Source organism: Actinacidiphila sp. bgisy167 (assembly GCF_965342175.1).
In the GTDB taxonomy this organism is placed as follows: Bacteria; Actinomycetota; Actinomycetes; order Streptomycetales; family Streptomycetaceae; genus Actinacidiphila.
On the sequence record NZ_CBDRBL010000084.1, the window covers coordinates 1 to 20,533 of the forward strand.

The following is a 20,533-nucleotide window of genomic DNA, read 5'->3' on the forward strand; positions in this document are numbered from 1 at the left end:
GGACGGGGGCCCGCCCCACCTCCGGAGGGCTGAGGCCGGGCCCGGCGCCCCTACGGGTCTCCCGCAGGGGCGGGGCCGCTCGCCGCGTGCGCGGGCGGACCCGCCGCGCCGCGCCCGGCCGCCTCAGCGCGGCGTCATTCGACGACGGCCACCGGACCGTCCAGCCGGTTGCGGTCGATCGCCAGCCGCCGGCCGCCGTGCTTCTCGCGCACGCTGCCCGAGTACTGGTGGACGCGGCCGTGCGGCTGCCAGGCGTCACGCGCGAGGACCGGTTCGCCGCGCACCGCGGGCTTGCCCTGCCAGCGGGCGAACCAGACGGCGCGCGGCAGGTCGTCGTAGCCCGCGCGGCGGGCCCGCTCGACGTGCCGGATGCCGGACTCCGAACTGCTGTAGAGGCCCGGCAGGTAGCCGGCGTCCTCGACCTCCCGGTCCCAGGCCCGGATGAAGTCGAGCGTCTGGTCGGCGCAGCGGGAGTTCCTGACGTTGTACGCCTCCATGTCGAGGTAGAGCGCGCTGCCCGGCTCGAACCCGAGGGCGGCGGCCCTGCGCACCGCGTCCCAGCCCTCGCTCGCGCCCTGGCCCCAGGGGTCGTCGGTGCTCATCCGGTGGTTGCGCAGGTGCCTGCCGCGTACGCAGGGGGATTGCGAGCCCACGTAGATCGGCAGGATGCGCCAGCCCATCCGGTGCACCGAGCGCACCCAGTCGCGATCGAGGTGGCGCTGGGTGCTGCAGGCGCGGGCGCGGCCGCCGTAGTAGACGCCGATGGCCCGGTACTTGGAGCGCAGCCAGGCGCGCATCGTGGACAGCGGAGGTGTGCGGCAGGTGTCGAAGCCGTAGCCCCGGTAGACGCGGACCGGGCCGCTCGCGGGGGCGCGCTCGGGGCCGCCGAGGCCGTAGGGCAGGTCGAGGCCGTCGAGGAGGCCGGTGTCGGCGAAGCCGAACGGGCCGTCGTCGCCGCCGTCGCCGGGCGCCCGGGCCGGCCGGTGGGTGCGGGCTTGGGTCGGCGCGGAAGCCGTCGCCGAGACGTCCCCGGTAGGCGGCGTCGCCGGACGCGGGACGACGGCCTCGGCCGCGGTGGGCCCGGCCAGGAGGCAGGCCAGCGCCATCGCCACGATCGCCCCGGATCGGATGATCGGCTTGTGTTCGCGCATGCGTCGAGTGAACGCGGGCCGCTGCCCCCGGACGGGGGAGCCACGCCCCGGTGTCAGCCGTACGCAGCAGCGCCCGGCCGCGGACGGGCTGTCCGGCACATGGCCCGCCGCCCGACGCCCGCGGCCGAGCGGGCCCGGTGGCCGGTCCTCCACATCCACCGTGGGGGCGGCGGCGCGGCCCGCCAGCATGACGAAGGGGCCCTGCGGGCGGCAGGGTCGGCCCCTCGACGTGCCGGCGCCGCCCGGGGGCCGCGGGGGGCGGTGGGACCGGGGCCGCACGCGACAGCATTGTCCACAGCCTGTGGACAGACTCCGGACATGACTGCGCGACGGCAGTGAGGTTGCCGTCGCGCAGTCGACCCTTGCGTCCCTCAGCCCTCCGGCCCGCCCCGGCGGCGGACCGCCCGGCTCACCACATGGGTCCGAAGTCGATGGCGAGCGAGGGCTGGTTGACGGTCGTGAAGGCCGAACCGACGACGCTGGCCGTGCTGTTCTGGTTGGAGGCCCCCGCCCCGGTCGCCGCCTGCTGTGTGGTCGTCACCGTGCCGGAGTTGTCTCGGCCCACGTTGCCACCGCTGCTGCTCACCACGGTCGCGTTGGAGGTGCCACCTGCCGCAGCGCCGTTGTCTGCCACCGCCGTGCCGGCGAACAGCGCCGCCGCCAGCGGCAGTGCGGCCAGGGCGGCCAGGACTCGGGCGGTACGGATGCTTGCCATGTGTTTCCCTCCGAGGAGTGGATACCAGGTGTGCGGTGCGGTCAGCCGACCGCTCCGCCGGCTCTGCGACGTCGCCGCAACCAGAGTTGCCCAGCACCACGGCGGACAAGCCGGGCGGAGAGCCCTTTCCCTCGCAAGCGTGACGATCTGTCGACAAACCTCCGAACTCCCCGTCCGACGCGGCCTGGCCGCGCACCGCCCGCCGCCGGGGTGGGTGGCCGCTGTCCTGCCGTTCGAGCGGATGCCGCACCTCAGCGGCGCGTGGCGCACCGGAAGGTGGCCGTCCGCTTCCTACGCTCCCGCTTGACGGACCCCATCGCCCGTCGCGCCGCGCCGGGACGCCCGCGCCCCGGACGCACCACTCACCCACGGGGAGAGACGTGAACCGGTCCTGGTCCCGTACCCGATTCCCGCTGACGCGGCTGCTCGCCGTACTGCTCCTGGCCACGGCCTGGCTCGCCGGCTGTGCGGGGCAGAGCCCCTCCGGGCACCCCCACGCGACGGACCCGGCCGCCCCTCGCGAGCGGCAGGCGTCCCCGTCGGCACCCGCCCCGCGGCTGCAGGACCCCCCGGAACTGGTCAGCCGCGACGGCGTCCTCAGGGCCGCCATCGTCGTCGAGCGCCGCAAGGTGCGGGTCGGCGACCACCGGCTGTACGCCCTGACCTACAACGGGATGTACATGCCGCCGACGCTGCGCGTCCGGCCCGGCGACCGCGTCGACCTCACCCTGACCAACCGGGTGCGCGAGGACACCAACGTCCATGTGCACGGGCTCCACGTGTCCCCGCGCAGTCCCGCCGACGACATCTTCATCGCCATCAGGTACGGCAGGAGCCACCACTACAGCTACCGGCTGCCGCGCACCGTCACACCCGGCACCTACTGGTACCACTCGCACGCCGACATGATGTCCGCCGCACAGGTCGCGGGCGGCGAGTCGGGCGTCATCGTGGTGGACGGCCTGCGGCGGTACCTGCCCCCGGCACTGCGCGGGATCACCGAACACGTCGTCGCGCTCAAGGACTTCCAGATCCACGGGAACGCGATCAGGACCCACAAACTGAAGATCGGGACGCGCACCAACCGCACGGTCAACGGCCAGCAGAACCCGGTGATCTCCCTGCGGCCCGGTGAGACCCAGCTGTGGCGGCTGGCCAACATCGGCGCCAACATCTACTACCGGCTGCACCTGAAGGGCAACCGCTTCCACGTGATCGCCCAGGACGGCTACCCCGTCCGGCGGGTCTACGCGGCGGACACCCTGGTCATCGCCGCGGGCGCCCGCTTCGACGTCCTGGTGCGGGCCGGCAGCCGGCCCGGTGCCACCGTGCTGGAGACCCTCGCCTACGACACCGGCACGGCGGGCAACCGATTCCCCCGCACCGACCTCGCCACCGTCGTGACCGCCGGCGCCCCCGTGGCGCCGGCACGGCTCCCGACGGACTTCGCGCCCAACGAGGATCTGGCGCACGCCGCGATCGCGGACCGCAAGACGGTGGTGTTCACCGAGAACGCGGCGGGCGACGAGTTCTACGTCAACGGCCGCACGTACCGGCCGGACCGGGTGGACTTCACCTCCGTCCTCGGCACCGTCGAGGAGTGGACGGTCCGCAACGACAGCGACGAGGAGCACTCGTTCCACGTCCACACCAACCAGTTCCAGCTGATGAGCACCAACGGGAAGGCCCACGACCCGGACCACCGCTGGTTCGACACGGTCAACGTGCCTGCCCGCGGCAACGTCGTCATCCGCGTCCCCTTCGCGGACTTCACCGGCCGGACGGTCCTGCACTGCCACATCCTCAACCACGAGGACATGGGCATGATGGCCGTCCTCGACATCGTCCCGCCCCGTCCCGGCGGCAAGTGAGCCCGCCGGGGCCCCGGGAACGGCCGGCGGGGCCCCGGCAGGCCGGTCAGCGCGTGCCGAAGCGCCGGGCCGCCGCCAGGACCGCGTCGCTCATGGCGGAGCTCCCCGTGTGGCCGGAGTCGTCGATCACATGGAGCTCCGCGTCCGGCCACGCCTTCGCCAGCTCCCAGGCGGTGGTCAGCGGACTGCCCAGGTCCAGCCGACCGTGGATCAGCACCCCCGGGATCCCGGCGAGCCGGTGCGCGTCCCGCAGCAGCTGCCCCTCCTCCAGCCACGCGCCGTTGGCGAAGTAGTGGGCGCAGATGCGCACGAAGGCGACCAGGTCGTCGTCCGGCCGATCGCTGTAAGCCCCCGGCCTGCCGTTGGTCTCATGGGCGATGACGGCGTCCTCCCAGGTCGCCCAGTCGCGGACGGCCTTGCCCCGCACCGCCGCGTCCGGGCTGTTCAGCAGCCGGTCGTACGCGGCCGGGAGGTTCCCGCCGCGCTCCCCGGGCGGCACCCCGTCCCGGAACGCCTCCCACGGCCCCGGCACCAGCCGGGCCACGCCGTGGTACAGCCAGTCGATCTCCTCCCGGCGGGTCGTGGTGACCCCGACGATCACGATCTCCGAGACCCGCTCCGGGTACCGCTGCGCGTACGCCAGGATCAGCGTCGAACCCCACGAGCCGCCGAACAGCATCCACCGCTCCACACCGAGGTGTTCGCGCAGCCGCTCCATGTCGGCGATCAGGTGCTCGGTGGTGTTGTGCTCGAGCGGCACCGCCGGGTCCGAGGCGTGCGGCAGACTCTGCCCGCACCCGCGCTGGTCGAAGAGGATGATCCGGTACACCTCGGGATCGAAGGTCTTCCTGCTCCCCCGCTTCCCCCCGGCGCCCGGGCCGCCGTGCACGCACAGGACCGGCTTGCCCTCGGGGTTCCCGCTGGTCTCCCAGTAGACGCGCTGCCCGTCACCGACGTCGAGCAGCCCCGACGCGTACGGCTCGATCGACGGAAATGCCGTTCCTGCCATCACGGTCCCTCCTCCACACCGGCCACGACCCCGTGAGGCTAGCCGGTCACCCGCCGGGCCGGGGCGCCGCCGTCACTCGGGGCCCGAGCGGGGCCGGGGGAAGGGCCCTGGCTCCGCCGGCCCGTCCTCCTCGCCCCGGCGGGAGGGCCGGTGGCGGTCCAGAGCCGGCAGCTCGGGCACGAGGTGGGCATGGGCCCGGCAGACGGCCGCGGTCTCGGCGATCGACACCAACGGTGTGCGGATGTGGGACCAGCCGCCGGAGGCGTCACCCGCCACGGCGACGCCCACCCGGTCCCGGGCGATGGCGGTCGCGGCCGCCGTCGCCTCGCTCGAGATGTCGCCCAGGCCCACCTCGGCGGTCTGCCGGTTGACGCGGTGCACGACGCGCCCGGAGAGCTGGGACCGGAGCGTGGCGGCGCCCTTGCCGAGCTCGACCCCGAACCGCTGCCCGCAGATCTCCAGGTAGATGCCGACCGCGCGGGCCCGCTGGGCCAGCCGGATCAGGTTCGCCACCATGCGGTCCCGGCGTTCCTCGTCCTTCTTGGTCTGGCAGAGGAAGAGTTCGGCGACCTCGTCGACGAGCACCACGACGGGCACCGGCCGCACATACGCGGGCAGCCCCCAGATGTCGGAGGCCACCTCCTCCTCCGGGCTGGCCGGCGTCGAGCGCTGGTACTCCCGGAGCAGCGCGAACCGGTGCTCCATCTCACCGACCAGCGCGTCCAGCAGCTCCGCCGCCTGCTGCCGGTCGGTCGCCAGGGCCGACAGCCTGGGCGCGTACGGGATCTGCTCCACCCCGCCCTTGCAGTCGATCCCCACCAGGGCCACCGGCAACCGGGCCAGGTTCATGATCAGGTTGCGCTGGTACGTCGACTTGCCCGACTGGTTCGCGCCAAGGGTGAGGGCGTGCGGGATCTCCCGGTAGTCGCGTACAAAGGCGGTCCCGTCGTCCCGCAGCGCCACCGGCACCACCATCGGCCCGGACGGCAGGCGGCGGGGCATCCGCACGTCGCGGAGCACGTCGTAACCGGTCATGCGCAGCTCCACCACCCCGGGGCCGAGCTCGGCCACATGCACCGCGTGCACACCCCACGCGTGGCGCAGACGATTGGCCGCGGCGGTCACGTCAGCCGGCTCGAGCCCGCCGGGCAGCCTCAGCCGCACCCGCAGCCCGGTCAGCGAGCCGCCCACCCGGCGGATCCGCGGCGGCACCGGCCGCGCCCCGCGCCGCCCCACCACCCACCCCGCCAGCACCCGGGCCCGCGAGGGCGGTGCGACCAGTCCGCAGGCCGCCATGGTGGAGCCGTAACTCGACAGGAACCGCACCCAGGTCAGCGGGAGCCCGAACAGCAGCCAGAACACGACCGGGAACCGTTCACGGGCATAGGCCAGACCGCCGGCCGTGGCCAGCAGCAGACCCAGGAGCGCGGCACCCGTCATGGTGATCAGCCCTTGCCGTTCGGGACGGCGGCCGGCACCGGCGCAGTGCCCGCCCGCGGCGTCGCGCGAGCAGACCCCATGCCCGGTTTGACCGTTACGCGCATTCTCCCAGCCCCACCCCCGCCCCCCGGTCACCGACACCGGGGTTCCCGTGGAGCCGCGCTCGTTCCCGCGGACGGCCTGCGGTGGCAGTGAGTCAGTCCGGCTTCCGTGACACGTTCCCCGCCCGCAGGGCTTCACGTCGCCGGGCGCTCGGGCGGGAGATGTCGGGGATCGGCAGAACCAGTGCTTCATGTTGCTGTGATAAGAGATTCGCCTCGGCCGCGGTCTTCAGGCAGCGGTCCAGGTTTCAGGCCGGCACAGCGTCCGGCCGCACAGGGGAGGGCATGACGTGGGGATACGTGTGCGGGCGCTGGCCTGGTGCCGGCGTTCGGGAGTGGTGGCCGCCTCCGCGGTCGTGCTGCTGGCCGCGGGGATCACGGGGGGAGTCGGGGTCCAGTCGGCCGCCGCACAGCCGTCCTTCCCTTCGTGGCTGGTGGGTTTCCAGACCGAGAACCATGCGACGGGTGCCTCCCGGGCGTGCTCGGCGATCGAGCTGTCGAAGATCCGCGAGGTGACGACACCGGACTGCTTCACAGGCCGTTCCGCGAACGACTGGCCGACCTTCTACCACGGAGGCACCCAGGACTGGGGCACGGACAGCCTGGCCTACCAGGCCCACCCGCGGTACAACGCCACGACGCGGCAGGCCGCCCTCGCCGTGACGGTCGCGAGCAATCCCCCGGTGAGCTACACGACGGGCAGCGGCCGTCCTGTGCTGGCGACCACCGCCGACGCCGCGCTCTACTCGCCGGGCGCCACTGCAACGTTCTACTCATGGGCCGCGCCCGACAAGGAGACGGCACAGCGCAAGGCGCACACCGAGCAGGTGGCGATCCTGTCGACCGCCACCTGCACCAAGCTGCTGGGCCGGACGCCCCCGGCCGGTTCGCTCTGCACCCTGCCCGCCAAGAACACGCCCACGCCGAACCGCGCGGAACAGTGCCTCGGTGACGCGGGCGGTGCACTGATGTCGGCAGGCAAACTGATCGCCATCTCGGCGACCTCGTCCAACGGGTGTGTGGACGCGAGCGGAGTGCGCCTCTACACCAACGTAACGGCGTACCGCGCGACGACCGTAGCCTGGGGACACGACAGCTACGCGAACCAGTGGAGCATGGGCTCCGTGACCACCGTGCAGCCGATGACGGGCGGCGGCCTGGTCTCCTTCTGCAGCATCGATACCGGCAACCACCTCACCGGGTGCGCCAAGAACCACGCGGCCACGACGTTCTTCCACGTGCAGTACAACTGGCTCACCCAGGCGGGCGACATCACCGGCGACGGCCAGCCCGACCTGCTCGCCCGTACGCCCGGCGGCGCCCTCTACCGCTACTCCGGCCCGTCGTTCGAGGAGCTCGACAGTCGGCCGCACTCCTGGTTGGCCAACGGCTTCGGCGGCTACAACGCCATGTTCGTCACCCCCGACTTCTCCGGTGACGGCCTTCCGGACCTCCTCGCCCGGGACGGTGCAGGCGACCTGTGGCTCTACCGCGGCACGGGCACGGGCGGCCTCCGGCCCCGCGTCCACATCGGCGTCGGCCTCAAGGGCTACAACCTGATCACCGGCCGCGGCGACCTGTCCGGCGACGGGCTCGCCGACTTCGTCGCCCGCGACAACGCCGGTGTCCTCTGGCTCTTCAAGGGCAACGGCAAGGGCAGCTACGCCGGCCGCGTGAAGATGGGTACGGGATACTCCGGATACAAGCGCATCGTCGCCTCCGGCGACATCGACCACGACGGCCGCCAGGACCTCTTCGGCACCACCCCGGCCGGCGGCGCCGCCGTTCTCAACGCCGTCCAGGGCACGCTTGCCAGTCCCCGCTGGTACGCCTCCACCGGCTACCAGGTCTTCTCCCAGATCAACTGACGCGCTCACGCGCCGCGCGACCCTCCGCCCATATCGGGCGGAGGGTCGCCCGCCTTCCACAGCCTGCGCAGCACGCAGCGGGCTGCCAGCCTCGACGGCCGATGACGCAGGATGTGCCCCGCACACTGTGCCGGGTCGCGCGCGACTGTGCGCCACGCAGGACCTTCGCGCAGGAAGCGGCACTGCCCGCCCGCCGACGCGGTACGTTGCGCCGGATGACTGATCGCACCTTCCCCCCTGTGTCCCTTCGCGCGGGCGAGCTCCTGCTCCGTCCGTTCACCCACGAGGACGTCGAAGCCACCCAGGCGGCCTGTGCGGACGAACTGACCCAGCGCTGGCTTCCTTTGCCGAACCCGTACACGCTCGACGACGCCACTTCCTGGTGCACGCATGTCGCCCACGCTCTGCGGGAGTCCGGTGACGGCATCCACTTCGCGGTCATTGGAGCGCGGAATCCGCGTCTCCTCGGCACAGTCGGCCTGAAGCAGACGGATTGGCGCGCACTGGTCAGCGAGGTGGGCTACTGGACAGCGCCCTGGGCCAGGGGATCCGGGGTCGCGACCGCGGCGACTCGCGCCCTCGGGCGCTGGCTGCTGGGCGACCAGGGCTTCGCACGCATGGAGCTCAAGGCCGCGACCGGGAACATCGCCTCTCAAAAAGTGGCAACGCGCGCCGGTCTGCACCGCGAAGGGGTCATGCGCAACGCCGGCTTCACGCACACCGGCCGGACCGACCTCGTCCTCTTCTCGCTCACTCCCCAGGATCTCCCGAGCAGTTGAGGCGAAGCCGTGGCTCGCTGAACCGCCCCAGACCGGGCGGGAAGGCCTCGGGTTGTGCGAGCGACCCGAGCGTGCCCCATCCGTGCCCGATCGCAACGCGGGATAACCGCGGGGGCCGCACGCCACCGCGCACGAAGAAGGGGTGCCCCCGTGTCTTGGGGCACCCCTTCTGTCCAGCGCCTTCGCAGGCCTACTGCGGAGAGTGTGGGATTTGAACCCACGGTGACATCGCTGCCACGACGGTTTTCAAGACCGTTCCCTTAGGCCGCTCGGGCAACTCTCCCCGCGCCGCGGGTCCGGTCCGGTGGCCGGGCGGCGCGGGGACAGCCTAACGGGTCGGCTCAGCTGGTGCTGTCGCCCCTGCGTTCGCCGAGGGTGATGGTGGCGGTGTGGGTCTGTCCGCCACGGGTGTACGTGAGGCTGACCTTCTCGCCGGGCTGGTGCTGCCAGATCTCGCCGATGAGGGTCGGGCTGGAGTCGACGACGGTGTCGTCGAATTTGGTGATGACGTCGCCGGAGCGCAGGCCCGCCTGGTCGGCGGGGCCGCCCTGGGTGACGGCGTCCGGGCCGGTGGCGATCTTGGCGCCCTCGCCGCTGAAGCTGGAGTCGACCTGGACGCCGATGACGGCGTAGACGGGCTCGCCGGTCTTGATCAGCGTCTCGGCGACGCGGCGGGCCTGGTCGATGGGGATGGCGAAGCCCAGTCCCACACTGCCGGCCTGGGTGGCGCCGTCGTTGCCGCCCGTCGACTGGATGGCGGAGTTGATGCCGATCACCGCGCCCTCGGAGTTGAGCAGGGGGCCGCCGGAGTTGCCGGGGTTGATCGAGGCGTCGGTCTGTATGGCGCTCATGTAGGAGGCGTTGGAACCCTGGCCGTCGCTGGAGGCGATGGGACGGTGCAGGGCGCTGACGATGCCGGTGGTGACGGTGCCGGAGAGCCCGAAGGGGGCTCCGATGGCGATGGTGGAGTCGCCGACGGCCACCTTGTCGGAGTCGCCGAGGGCGAGCGGGGTGAGCTTGTCGGGGTTGACGCCCTTGAGCTTGATGACGGCGACGTCGTAGCCCTGGGCGCGGCCGACGACCTCGGCCTCGTACTTCTTGCCGTCGGAGAACGTGGCGGTGAGGCTGCCGCCGTCGGCGGCGGGTGCGACGACGTGGTTGTTGGTGAGGATGTGGCCTTCCTTGTCGTAGACGAAGCCGGTGCCGGTGCCGCTCTCCTGGCGGCCGGTGGCCTCGATCGTGACGACGCTGGGGAGGGCCTGCCTGGCGATGCCCGCGACGGAGTCGGCGGCGCGGCTGAGGTCCTTGGGGTTGCCCACCGCGGAGACGGTGGTCGAGGAGGAGCCGTCGTTGCGGTCGGCCGCCCAGAAGCCGACCCCGCCGCCGACGCCGCCCGCGACGAGCGCGGCGGCCAGGACGGCCGCGACCAGGACGCCGTTGCCGCGCTTCTTGGGCGCGGGGGCGGCCGGCACGGGCGTGCCCCACACGGGACCCGCGGGACCGGAGGGGCCCATGGGGCCGGACGGCCCGGCGGGGCCGCCGTACGGCTGAGTGGGCGGCGGCGCGACCGGCGGCAGCGGCGTCGTGTGTACCTCGGCGGGCGGCGCCGCGGGGGCGGCCGGGTAAGCGGGGGACTCGGCGGGGGACTCGGCGGGGTGACCTGCCGAAGGCGGCACGGCCTCGGCGGGCGCGGCCGGTGCGGATGCCGGCGCGGCAGGCGCCGGTGCGCCGGGGCCCGCGGGAGCCTCCGCGGCCGCGGGGGCGGCCGGGCCCGGTGACGGGGCCTGCGCCTGGGCCGGGGGAGCGGCGGGCGGGGCGGCGGAGGGCGCGGGAGGCGCAGCGGGAGCGGTGGACCCCGTGTCAGCGGGCGGCTGCGTCGGCAGCGCCGCCGGGACCGGGCCGACCTCGTTCTCGGTGCTCACGGCTGTTCTCCTCGGATATGCGTGGTGTGCCGTGCGTACGACTGCGGCTACGGTGCGTACGACGACCGTCGTGGTGGACACAGCTTTTCCCACCGGGTGTCAGACCGCCGTAAACAGCGGCCGGTCCCGGCCCGCCGGATGGCACGATAGCCCGGTGACCGATCTTCCCGCGATCCAGGTCGTGGCCCACCGGGGAGCCTCCGAGGACGCCCCGGAGCACACGCTGGCCGCCTACCGGAAGGCCATCGAGGACGGCGCGGACGCCCTGGAGTGCGACGTACGCCTCACCGCCGACGGCACGCTGGTCTGCGTGCACGACCGCCGGGTGAACCGGACCTCCAACGGCCGGGGGGCGGTCTCCGCACTGGAGCTGGCCGACCTCAGGACCCTCGACTTCGGCAGCTGGAAGGCGGAGGCCGGCGGCGGGCGGGCCGCGGGGACGATGCGGCGCCCGTCCGCGGAGATGCGGTCCCTCCTCGACGCGGACGCCGAGGCGCCCGACCGCTTCGGCGGCGACCCGGACGAGTTCAGCCGCGTCCTGACCCTGGAGCGGCTGCTGGAGCTGGTCGCGGACACCGGCCGCCACGTGGAGCTGGCGATCGAGACCAAGCACCCCACGCGCTGGGCGGGCCAGGTCGAGGAGCGGCTGGTGGAGTTGCTGGACCGGTTCGGGATGCTGTGGCCGGAGCCGGGAGAGCCGTCCCGGGTGCGCGTCATGAGCTTCTCGTCGCGGTCGCTGCGCCGGATCCGGATGGCCTCGCGCGACCTGCCGACGGTCTTCCTGATGCAGTACGTGCTGCCCCGCCACCGTGACGGCCGGTTGCCGTCCGGGGTGCGGATCGCCGGCCCCGCCCTGCGCATCCTGCGCGCCAACCCGGGGTACGTGGAGCGGCTGCACGAGGCGGGGCACCGGGTCCACGTGTGGACGGTGAACGAGCCCGAGGACGTCGAACTCTGCGTGCGGCTGGGCGTCGACGCCGTCATCACCAATCGCCCGCGGCAGGTGCTGGCCCAACTCGGGCGCGGCTGAGGGGCGTTCGAGCCGCCGAACGCCACGGGCGTTGTGCACCGGCGCGTTCGGAACCTGTTCGATCGTTGTGTGTGCCCCAAGAGACCGCAGTTGGCCGGTTTCCGGCGCAGAACGAGAGGGCATCCATCCCGTGGCGTGGGGTGAAGGAGGTCTCGGGGGTGGCGTTGGTGGTGGCCCAGGAGGTGCCGACGTCCTCGACCATGGCCCTGCCTCATGGTCCGGCGGGCGTGGCCGAGGCGCGGCGCAGGCTGCGCAAGGAACTGTTCGCGAACGCGGTCGCGGAGCCGGTCGTCGACGACGCGGTGCTCATCCTGTCGGAGCTGCTCAGCAACTCCTGCCGGCACGCCCGGCCGCTGGGCGAGGACGCGCCGTCCCCGGGCGGCAGCGGCATCAGGGCCGCCTGGCGGCTCGACGAGGACGGTCTGCTGACGGTGGAGGTCACCGACGGCGGCGGGCCCACCCGCCCGCTCCCGTCCAGTCCCTCGCTGACCGCCCGCGGCGGCCGCGGGCTCGGCATCGTACGGAATCTGTCGCTGCGCTGGGGTGTGCGTGACGCCCCCGGCGAGGTCACGGTGTGGGCGATGCTCGCGGCGCGCAGCCGGCGCGCCCGGCGCGACGGCCTCGCGCCCCAGCTCGACATCCCGCTCGACTTCGCGGACGCCTTCGACGACCTCGGGTAGCTCCCGGGGCGGTTGCCCGGCCTCCCCGGGCACGACCTCCGCTGAGGGCGTCCGGCGTGGCGCTAGGCTCACGGCCGGAACACCGCCGTTACGGGAGAGATCGAGCCATGGCGAAGAAGCGTCCGACGAAGACGAAGGCCCCCGCAAGCCCGCAGATCGCCGACGGGGAGATCCCCGCCGTCGGGGCCAGGGAACCCTGCCCGTGCGGCTCGGGACGGCGGTACAAGGCGTGCCACGGCCGCGAGGCGGCGCACGCGGTGACGGAGCTGGTGCGGCGGCCGTTCGAGGGCCTGCCGGGCGAGTGCGACTGGGTGGCCCTGCGCGAGCTGGTGCCCGCCGCCACGGCCGAGTTGACGCTCAAGGACCCGCTGCCGGACGGTGTGCCCTCCGTCACGCTGGCGACCGTGCTCCCGATGGCCTGGCCGGGGCTGCGCCGGGACACCGGCGCGGTGCTGCTGGGCCTGCAGAACGACACCGCTTCCGGGGACATCAGCCGTGACCTGGCCGACACCCTGCTCCGCGCGCTGAACGCGGAGCAGGGCAACCCGGTGGGCGGGCAGCGCCCGGCGGCCGACGGTCCGCGGCTGCAGGATCTGCTCGACCTGGACGCCCCGTTCGGCCCGGTGGTGCACACCGGCTTCGAGTTCTGGCTGGAGAACGCGGAGTCCGTCACGGGTGAGGTCGCCGCGTCCCTGGAGCGGGCGAACGCGGCCGTGATCCCGACCGTGCGGCTGACCGGTGTGGAGGCGGCGTACTGGTGCGAGACCCCGGAGAAGAACCACCTGCGCTGGGTGATGCCGCACCCCGAGGAGCAGTTGCTGGACGCGCTGGCGCGGCTGCACGCGGCCGGCGCCTCGTCGCTGGGCGACAACACGCGGCTGGTGGGCTCGTTCCGGGCGCACGGGCTGGTCGTCCCGGTGTGGGACCTGCCGTCGGGCGTGACGGCGGACGAGGTCGAGAAGCCGGCGGCGGCCTTCGCCGAGCGGCTGGCCGAGGCGCTGGAGCGGACGACCCCGTTGACGGCGGAGGAGCGGCGGGCGCGCAGCGGCTTCACCAACCGGCAGATCACGCTGAGCTGAGAGGTCGCGCGGACAGGCGGGGTGGAGAAAGGAGCGGGTCGAGGGCCGAGTTTGGCAAGGCGGAGAAGGGAGACGCAGCGGAGCTGCGGCGACCGACGACACCGCCGCCGGGCGAGAGCCGTCGACCCGCGACGCCGGCCCGCCTATCCGCGCGGCCTCTGAACCGCCCTCCCGCGCCGGCGGCCGCGCTCATGGGCGCCCTGGGTGATCCTGGTCACAACCGCCGCCGGTCCGGGCGGGAAGCGGCCCGGGAGCCGTACCCCGGATTTGCGTACGGGCGAAGTCTTGTTACCGTTTAAACAGTCCGGTTGCTGGTGCATCCCCCGTCGCCAGCGACCGGACGTTTCCATGTCCGGGTCAGTGCGCGGATCCGCTGCGCAGCAGCGGGCGTTCGCCTCCCCGCTCGGCGATCTCCGCCACCGCCGTGTACGGCTCCGTCGCCCCGGCCACCGTCGGCTCGCGCGGCGTCTCGCAGCTACCGCTCACCTCGTCCGCGGTGACGGCGCAGGCCGCCTGCACCGTCCGGCCGTCGGGCCGCATGAGGGTCAGAACGCCGTCCAGGGGCCGCCCCGTGGTGTTGCTGTAGTACGTGCGCGCCCAGGTGTCGCCGTCCTCTCCGATGGTGCAGGTCTGCGCCTGCAGGCCCTCGGGAGAGGTGAGTTGGGGACCGCAGGACGCGGTCTGCCGTGCGGGGGACGTCAGCTTCGGCAGGCTGTCGAAGACGCTGGACGCGCCGGCCCCGTCGAAGGAGGACTTGTCGTCGGTGACCGCCGCCATCACGTCCTCGGACACGGCGGGCAGCTTGGGACCGGCGGCGGGTCCGGCGATGGCGCCGGTCAGGGGCAGCACGGCGGCGACCGCCACGACCGTGGCGAGGGCGGCCATCCGCAGGTTCGGCGCACGCATCATGCGCAGAACATAGCGGGAGAAACGGACATGATGGGGGGCTCGTTGCCCGTTCGCCGGTCAGCGGCCCCCGCTCCTACCCGAACGAGTGACGGCCGGTGGGGACGCCAGCCGTCACAGACCTGCCCCGGACCTTGCCCCGGACCCTGCCGCGGGCCCGCAGCGAACCCGCGGCGGACCCTCGGGCACGGCCCCCGGTCAGTACGAGAGCCTGCTGCCGTCCGGCGCCGTACGCCCCGCCTGCACCAGGGTGTCGACGATCACCCGCACGCTGGGCAGCCACGGCGCTCCGCCCCCCGGGTCCGCCACCGGCCGCCGGACCCAGCGCGCCGGCGCGGCGCCGCCGGTGCCGCCCGGCGAGGGCGGCAGGACGAGAAAGCCGCCCTGGCCGTGGTACCGCAGCGAGGTCGGCACCCATTCGTGGCGGTCGAGCAACTCCCCCAGTTCCTCGAGGGAGTAAGGCTCCACCAGGAGCGCGAGGCGCGTGGCGGTGGCCACGACCGGGCCGGTGCGCACCCCCAGCTTGTCGAAGACGCCCAGCGCCCGCGCCCCCGCGACAGCGGGCAGGCTCACCGCCGAGACGCGCCCGCCCGTGGCGAGCAGCAGGGGCTGGTCCGGCCGCCGCGTCCACCACCAGCGGACCATGCGCGGATCGCGGGTCGCCGCGAGGAGGCCCGGATCGTGCGGATGCGCGCCGGGCACCGGGCAGTCGGGCCGCGCGCAGGCGCATCCGCCGCGCGCGTCCGTACCGGCTCCGGGGACCACGGGCCAGTGCCACCGTTCGGCGCAGGTGAGCGCTGCACGCAGCAGCTCGGGACTGCTCTTGCGTCGCTTTCCGAGGATCTCGCGCATCTGCGCTCGTTCCTTTCCGCTGGTGCTCGGGAATCACCCATGACACAACGTCGTCTGGAACACACCGTTCACGAGGCAGCGCATCACGTCTCGAGCCGAGCGTGGAACATGGCGGGAGGTGGCGCACACTGGCGCTTGTGCGTCCTGCGGAGTGCTGGGAACTGCTGCGTGTGCTTGCGTGCTGCTGTGTGCGGTCCCGCCGACCGTGCAACGACCCCGCCGTGGGGGGTGGGTGGGCCGTCTTCCGTTCATGACGCCCTGACAGGGGCGCCGGGTTCCTGAGGCCGCCGACTCCCATCCCGTACGTACCCACTGCGACGGGTATGACGCGCTGTCGAACCCCCTCAGTCGACTACCAATTCTCGCACGGGGTGCCTTTTTTCGGCCATAGTCCCGCGCCGCCTCGACCGCGCCGACACCAGCCCCGCTACCTGGGCGATCCTGGACACACCCACCGGTAGGCGGTAGAAGGGAATCCCTTGACAGCGGCGCAGCATGAGCTTGGGGGTTTGCGATGCTATTGCCTGATATGCGCTGCTCTGCGGAGCCGTCGCCGCGGCACGGCGACGGCCGCGGAAGCCGGCGGCCATGAGCGCCGCGCACCTCCCGAAAGTGGCCGGAATCGACTCACCCGTTCCGGCACCGGCGCACACTTCCTCCCCCCTCCTCGGCCGGCTCTCCCCTCCGGGTGAACCGGGAGCGCATCCCGGAACGCCCGTCCCGGGCGTCCGACTCACCGCCGACCAGGACCAGCTGACCTCCTGGATCTCCGATCTGACGGCCCTGCACGAGCTCACCGAGCGGCTGGCCGGGACCGCGACCCTGAAGGACGCGCTGCGCGAAGTGCTGTGCGCCGGCGGCGCCTTGGTCGGCGCGCGGCGCGGTGTGGCCGCCCTTGCGCCCGGCGACGGGCTGGGCCCGGCCACCGTCGTCGGGCTCGGCCTCGGTCCGGCCGAGCTCGGCGTGCTGGAGACCGTCCCCCTGCCCGCGGCGCCCGAGGAGGCGCCGGCGGAGGAGATCCACACCGACCTGTGCCGCGAGCCCGGGATCGGCCCGCGCCACCGCGAGGTCTCCCTCAGGCTCGGCTTCGGCGCCAGCTACGCCCTCCGCCTGTCCGCCGGCGCAGCCGGCCGGCTGGGTTCCGCCCTCTGGTTCTACGACGGCCCGGCCGAACCCGCCGAGCGCCAGCGCCACCTGGCCGGCCTGTACTGCCGCCACGCCGCCGAGCACCTCGCCCTGCTGCTGGAACTGGACCGCGGCCGCACCACCGTCGCCGCGCTCCGCGACGAGCTGCTGCCGGCCCGGCTGCCGCGGGTCCCCGGGGTCCGGCTGGCCGTACGGCACCTGCCGGCCGCCGGGGGCGGGGGCGACTGGTACGACGCCCTCCCGCTGCCCGAGGGGGCGCTGGGGCTGTCCGTCGGCGGGGTGAGCGGCGGGGGCACGAGCGCGGTCGCCGCGATGGGACGGCTGCGGACCTCGCTGCGGGCGTACGCGGTGATGGAGGGCGAGGACCCGGTCGCGGTCCTGTCCGACCTGGAGCTGCTGCTGCGGCTGACCGAACCCGCCCGGTCGGCGACGGCGCTGTTCGCCTACGCCGAGCCGGCCTCCCGGAAGATCGCGGTCGCCGGGGCGGGGCACTGCCCCCCACTGGTCGTCGGCGAGCGCCGGGTCGAGTACGTGGAGACCTCGCTGTCCGCGCCGCTGGGCATGCTCAGCTGCTGGGAGGCGCCCAGCGTCGAGCTGCGGGCGCTGCCCGGGGAGACCCTGCTGCTCTACACCGACGGCCTGCTGCACCGCACCGGCGATCCCGTCGACCGGGCCTTCGCCCGCCTGCACGCCGCCGCGGCGTCCGCCCCGGCTCCCGTCCGGGACGACCCGGCGCAGCTGGTGGAGCACGTCCTGCACGCCCTGCGGCCCGACGACCGCAGGGAACCGCACCCGACCGAGGACGTCGTCCTGCTCGCCGCCCGCTTCGACTGAGCGCCGCCCGGGCCCGCGGCCGGTCGGCCCTCGCACCCGCTTACGATGGGGTTCGTCTACTTCGAGGGAGGCACGACGTGGCCGAGGACCGCGACCCGGGGGCAACACCCAGCCGTCAGACCGGGGACCAGACCCCGGGAGGCGACAAGCCCATCAAGCAGCGGAAGAACGGCCTCTACCCGGCCGTCTCCGACGAGCTCGCCGACGTGATGAAGTCGGGATGGGCCGACACCGAGCTGCGCGACCTGCAGCCGGTCGAGCAGGCCCCCTACGCCGCCAAGCGGCGCGCGGCGCTGTCGGCGCGCTTCCCCGGCGAGCGGCTGGTGATCCCGGCCGGCAACCTGCGCACCCGCGCCAACGACACGGAGTACCCCTTCCGTGCCGCCACCGAGTACGTGCACCTCACCGGCGACCAGACACAGGACGCCGTCCTGGTCCTGGAGCCCAACGGCGACGGATCACACGACGCCACCGCCTACCTGCTCCCCCGCTCCTCCCGGGAGAACGGCGAGTTCTGGCTGCACGGCCAGGGCGAGCTGTGGACCGGGCGCCGCCACAGCCTGGCCGAGGCAGAGGCCCTGCTGGGCCTGCCGTGCGCCGACGTCCGCAAGGCCGCCGACGTGCTGCGCGAGGCCACCGGCCCGGTCCGGGTCGTCCGCGGCTACGACGCCGGCATCGAGGCCGCGCTGACCGACAAGGTCACCGCCGAGCGCGACGCCGAACTGAAGGAGTTCCTGTCCGAGCTGCGGCTGGTCAAGGACGAGTGGGAGATCGGCGAGCTGCAGAAGGCCTGCGACTCCACCGCCCGGGGCTTCGAGGACGTCGTCCAGGTCCTGGACAAGGCCGAGGCGACCTCCGAGCGCTACATCGAGGGCACGTTCTTCCTGCGCGCCCGCGTCGAGGGCAACGACGTCGGCTACGGCTCGATCTGCGCGGCCGGACCTCACGCCTGCACCCTGCACTGGGTACGCAACGACGGCCCGGTCCGCTCCGGCGACCTGCTGCTGCTCGACGCCGGCGTGGAGACCCACAGCCTCTACACCGCCGACGTCACCCGCACGCTGCCGATCAACGGCACGTACAGCGACATCCAGCGCAAGGTCTACGACGCGGTGTACGAGGCCCAGGAGGCCGGCATCGCCGCCGTCCGCCCCGGCGCGGCCTACCGCGACTTCCACGACGCCGCCCAGCGCGTGCTCGCCGAGAAGCTCGTCGAATGGGGCCTGCTGGAGGGCCCGGTCGAGCGCGTCATCGAGCTGAGCCTCCAGCGCCGCTGGACCCTGCACGGCACCGGTCACATGCTGGGCCTGGACGTCCACGACTGCGCCGCCGCCCGCACCGAGACCTATGTCAACGGCGCCCTGGAGCCGGGCATGGTCCTCACCGTCGAGCCGGGCCTGTACTTCCAGGCCGACGACCTGACGGTCCCGGAGGAGTACCGGGGCATCGGCGTCCGCATCGAGGACGACATCCTCGTCACCGAGGACGGCAACCGGAACCTCAGCGCCGGCCTGCCGCGCCGCTCCGACGAGGTCGAGAGCTGGATGGCCGCCCTCAAGGGCTGACGCCACCGATGCGCACACGAGGGCCGGGGCCGCGCGGAACAGATCCGCGGGGCCCCGGCCCTCGTGCTGTGCGGGCGGCGCGAGGGCCGGGCGAACCACGGGCCGGGCCGGCCCGGATCCGGCTGGGGGACCGGCTAGGAGACCTTGAGCAGCGAGTCGTCCCGCCACTTGAGGATCTTGTCGAAGCTGACGACCGCCCCGTGTCCGGGACGGTTGTGGTAGTGCACGTGGTCGACGAGCGCCTCGATCAGGAAGAGCCCGCGCCCGTGCTCGGAGTGCTGGTCCTTCTTCGCCAGCGGGCGTACGGAATGGTGCGTACGGCGCAGGTCCGGGGCGAAGCCCGGGCCGGAGTCCGCCACCTCGATGCGGCAGCGGTCGCCCTCGATGCGGGCCGTCACCCGGTACTCGCCGTGGGCGGCGTGCTCAACGGCGTTGGCACAGGCCTCGGTGAGGGCGACGCACAGATCGTAGGAGATGTCCGGGTCCACTCCGGCCGTCTCCATCGTCCCCAGCAGGAGCCGGCGGGCGAGCGGCACGCTCGCAGCCTCGCGCCGCAAGTGGAGGGACCACCAGATGCTCATGCTCAGCCTCCTGGCTGCGGCTCGACATACCGATACGTATTGCCCCGAAACGCGGTCGGTAAGCGTGCCGTTGACGTGAAGCCAGCCATACGGCGGATGCCCTCGCTCCGTTGGCGGGTGTAGGAGAGCGCCGGACTCCATAGCACAGACCGGCGTGTTCCGGGCCCCGCCGTTCTCAAGGCGGGCCCGCGATGAGAGACTGACGCCGCCATGTCTTCCCCCGTGCGCGCCGGCGCCGATCTGCGACTGCTGCGGGCCGCGGTGTTCACCGCGGTCTGCGTCGTGTTGTCCGCGGGGGCGCACATGCTGGCGTCGGGGCACGGGGTGCCCGGCTGGACGCTGGCGGTGGGCTGGCTCGCCGTCTTCGCGTTCGTCGCGCCGCTGGCCGGGCGGGAGCGCTCGATGCCCGCCATCTCGAGCGGCCTCGCGGGCGGCCAACTCGTGCTGCACGTCCTGTTCAACATGGGCGGCATCTGCGGTGGTGGCATCGCCGGGATCGCCGGGCGGTTGCTCTGCGACGAGCGGGCGGCGGCGCTGGGTTCGCACGCGCACGCCGCGGCCGGAGCGGACCACCCGTCAACCATGGCCGCGATGCCGGGCATGGGCGGAATGCCAGGCATGGGCGGAATGCCGGGTGCGCCCGGGTCTGCCGCCGAGAGCACCATGCTGGCCTACAGCCTGCCCATGCTGCTCGGGCACGCGCTCGCCGCGGTGACCGCCGGCTGGCTGCTGCGCCGCGGCGAGGCCGCGCTGTGGCGGCTCGTCGCGCTCTCGGCCCACGGGCTGGCCGAACTGTCCGGCGGCGCCCTCCGCCACGCCATGGCACTCGTACGCCGACTGCTGGCGGGGGCCCCGGCCTCGCCCCGTGCCGTCCCCGGCGCGGGGCGCGCCCATGACGGCTGCCCCGTGCCCCGCACGGTGCTGCTGCGGCACACCCTGGCCCGGCGCGGTCCGCCGGAGCACGCCCTCGCGGCCTGAACGCGACCCGCTCCACCGACGTGCGA

17 protein-coding genes and 1 tRNA gene are annotated in these 20,533 nt (G+C 73.5%); 9 read left to right on the plus strand and 9 right to left on the minus strand.

Features of this window, described 5'->3' with window-relative positions:
* Positions 1–134 precede the first annotated feature (134 nt).
* Positions 135–1,151, minus strand: a complete 1,017-nt coding sequence (locus ACRWND_RS25420) for a DUF1906 domain-containing protein (protein WP_431953284.1) — start codon at positions 1,149–1,151, stop codon at positions 135–137.
* Positions 1,152–1,560: 409 nt separating this feature from the next.
* Positions 1,561–1,866, minus strand: coding sequence for a hypothetical protein (locus tag ACRWND_RS25425; RefSeq protein ID WP_431953286.1), 306 nt, complete (start codon positions 1,864–1,866; stop codon positions 1,561–1,563).
* A gap of 380 nt (positions 1,867–2,246) precedes the next feature.
* On the opposite strand from ACRWND_RS25425, the gene ACRWND_RS25430 reads away from it, so the two are divergent.
* Positions 2,247–3,737: a multicopper oxidase family protein gene (locus tag ACRWND_RS25430; protein WP_431953288.1), complete on the plus strand. Its 1,491-nt coding sequence runs from the start codon at positions 2,247–2,249 to the stop codon at positions 3,735–3,737.
* Positions 3,738–3,783: 46 nt separating this feature from the next.
* On the opposite strand, the gene pip is transcribed toward ACRWND_RS25430, so the two are convergent.
* Both pip and ACRWND_RS25440 read right to left on the minus strand, forming a co-directional pair.
* Positions 3,784–4,746, minus strand: a complete 963-nt coding sequence (pip, locus tag ACRWND_RS25435; protein WP_431953290.1) for a prolyl aminopeptidase — start codon at positions 4,744–4,746, stop codon at positions 3,784–3,786.
* Between the two features lie 72 nt (positions 4,747–4,818).
* Entirely contained in the window at positions 4,819–6,186 is a 1,368-nt protein-coding gene (locus tag ACRWND_RS25440; protein WP_431953292.1) for an FtsK/SpoIIIE domain-containing protein, read from the minus strand.
* 391 nt (positions 6,187–6,577) lie between these two features.
* On the opposite strand from ACRWND_RS25440, the gene ACRWND_RS25445 reads away from it, so the two are divergent.
* On the plus strand, positions 6,578–8,155 hold the full coding sequence (locus ACRWND_RS25445) for an FG-GAP repeat domain-containing protein (protein ID WP_431953294.1): 1,578 nt from the start codon (positions 6,578–6,580) through the stop codon (positions 8,153–8,155).
* A gap of 215 nt (positions 8,156–8,370) precedes the next feature.
* Positions 8,371–8,934, plus strand: coding sequence for a GNAT family N-acetyltransferase (locus tag ACRWND_RS25450; protein WP_431953296.1), 564 nt, complete (start codon positions 8,371–8,373; stop codon positions 8,932–8,934).
* A gap of 196 nt (positions 8,935–9,130) precedes the next feature.
* Here the strand turns inward: ACRWND_RS25450 and ACRWND_RS25455 are convergent.
* Together ACRWND_RS25455 and ACRWND_RS25460 are read right to left on the minus strand one after the other, a co-directional pair.
* Positions 9,131–9,217: transfer RNA gene (locus ACRWND_RS25455), tRNA-Ser, on the minus strand.
* A gap of 58 nt (positions 9,218–9,275) precedes the next feature.
* Positions 9,276–10,856 (minus strand): S1C family serine protease, encoded by a 1,581-nt coding sequence (locus ACRWND_RS25460; RefSeq protein WP_431953298.1) that lies wholly within the window; start codon positions 10,854–10,856, stop codon positions 9,276–9,278.
* Positions 10,857–11,010: 154 nt separating this feature from the next.
* Here ACRWND_RS25460 and ACRWND_RS25465 point away from each other — a divergent pair, with 154 nt between their 5' ends.
* The 3 genes from ACRWND_RS25465 to ACRWND_RS25475 all read left to right on the plus strand — a co-directional run bounded on the left by ACRWND_RS25465 (position 11,011) and on the right by ACRWND_RS25475 (position 13,645).
* Positions 11,011–11,886: a glycerophosphodiester phosphodiesterase gene (locus ACRWND_RS25465; protein ID WP_431953300.1), complete on the plus strand. Its 876-nt coding sequence runs from the start codon at positions 11,011–11,013 to the stop codon at positions 11,884–11,886.
* Between the two features lie 71 nt (positions 11,887–11,957).
* Positions 11,958–12,566 carry an ATP-binding protein gene (locus tag ACRWND_RS25470; protein ID WP_431953302.1) on the plus strand — a complete coding sequence of 203 codons (609 nt, stop codon included), beginning with the start codon at positions 11,958–11,960 and terminating at the stop codon, positions 12,564–12,566.
* Positions 12,567–12,673: 107 nt separating this feature from the next.
* The gene (locus ACRWND_RS25475; protein ID WP_431953304.1) at positions 12,674–13,645 is read left to right on the plus strand and encodes a DUF5926 family protein; all 972 of its coding nucleotides are present in this window, start codon (positions 12,674–12,676) and stop codon (positions 13,643–13,645) included.
* Positions 13,646–14,002: 357 nt separating this feature from the next.
* On the opposite strand, the gene ACRWND_RS25480 is transcribed toward ACRWND_RS25475, so the two are convergent.
* The gene (locus ACRWND_RS25480) at positions 14,003–14,554 is read right to left on the minus strand and encodes a hypothetical protein (protein WP_431953306.1); all 552 of its coding nucleotides are present in this window, start codon (positions 14,552–14,554) and stop codon (positions 14,003–14,005) included.
* 195 nt (positions 14,555–14,749) lie between these two features.
* Entirely contained in the window at positions 14,750–15,403 is a 654-nt protein-coding gene (locus ACRWND_RS25485) for a bifunctional DNA primase/polymerase (RefSeq protein WP_431953308.1), read from the minus strand.
* 588 nt (positions 15,404–15,991) lie between these two features.
* On the opposite strand from ACRWND_RS25485, the gene ACRWND_RS25490 reads away from it, so the two are divergent.
* Together ACRWND_RS25490 and ACRWND_RS25495 are read left to right on the plus strand one after the other, a co-directional pair.
* The gene (locus ACRWND_RS25490) at positions 15,992–17,383 is read left to right on the plus strand and encodes a PP2C family protein-serine/threonine phosphatase (protein ID WP_431953310.1); all 1,392 of its coding nucleotides are present in this window, start codon (positions 15,992–15,994) and stop codon (positions 17,381–17,383) included.
* 152 nt (positions 17,384–17,535) lie between these two features.
* Entirely contained in the window at positions 17,536–18,948 is a 1,413-nt protein-coding gene (locus ACRWND_RS25495) for an aminopeptidase P family protein (protein ID WP_431953331.1), read from the plus strand.
* Between the two features lie 134 nt (positions 18,949–19,082).
* On the opposite strand, the gene ACRWND_RS25500 is transcribed toward ACRWND_RS25495, so the two are convergent.
* A complete protein-coding gene (locus ACRWND_RS25500) occupies positions 19,083–19,529 on the minus strand; it encodes an ATP-binding protein (RefSeq protein ID WP_431953312.1) in 447 nt (148 codons plus the stop codon).
* Positions 19,530–19,739: 210 nt separating this feature from the next.
* Between ACRWND_RS25500 and ACRWND_RS25505 the strand changes: the two genes are divergently transcribed.
* On the plus strand, positions 19,740–20,507 hold the full coding sequence (locus ACRWND_RS25505) for a hypothetical protein (protein ID WP_431953314.1): 768 nt from the start codon (positions 19,740–19,742) through the stop codon (positions 20,505–20,507).
* The last annotated feature ends 26 nt before the right edge of the window (positions 20,508–20,533 follow it).

Coding starts and splice junctions, on each gene's coding strand:
- ACRWND_RS25420 (WP_431953284.1), bottom strand. CDS start 1,151: ATGCGCGAACACAAGCCGATCATCCGATCCGGGGCGATCGTGGCGATG.
- ACRWND_RS25425 (WP_431953286.1), bottom strand. CDS start 1,866: ATGGCAAGCATCCGTACCGCCCGAGTCCTGGCCGCCCTGGCCGCACTG.
- pip (WP_431953290.1), bottom strand. CDS start 4,746: ATGGCAGGAACGGCATTTCCGTCGATCGAGCCGTACGCGTCGGGGCTG.
- ACRWND_RS25440 (WP_431953292.1), bottom strand. CDS start 6,186: ATGACGGGTGCCGCGCTCCTGGGTCTGCTGCTGGCCACGGCCGGCGGT.
- ACRWND_RS25450 (WP_431953296.1), top strand. CDS start 8,371: ATGACTGATCGCACCTTCCCCCCTGTGTCCCTTCGCGCGGGCGAGCTC.
- ACRWND_RS25475 (WP_431953304.1), top strand. CDS start 12,674: ATGGCGAAGAAGCGTCCGACGAAGACGAAGGCCCCCGCAAGCCCGCAG.
- ACRWND_RS25480 (WP_431953306.1), bottom strand. CDS start 14,554: ATGATGCGTGCGCCGAACCTGCGGATGGCCGCCCTCGCCACGGTCGTG.
- ACRWND_RS25485 (WP_431953308.1), bottom strand. CDS start 15,403: ATGCGCGAGATCCTCGGAAAGCGACGCAAGAGCAGTCCCGAGCTGCTG.
- ACRWND_RS25490 (WP_431953310.1), top strand. CDS start 15,992: ATGAGCGCCGCGCACCTCCCGAAAGTGGCCGGAATCGACTCACCCGTT.
- ACRWND_RS25500 (WP_431953312.1), bottom strand. CDS start 19,529: ATGAGCATCTGGTGGTCCCTCCACTTGCGGCGCGAGGCTGCGAGCGTG.
- ACRWND_RS25505 (WP_431953314.1), top strand. CDS start 19,740: ATGTCTTCCCCCGTGCGCGCCGGCGCCGATCTGCGACTGCTGCGGGCC.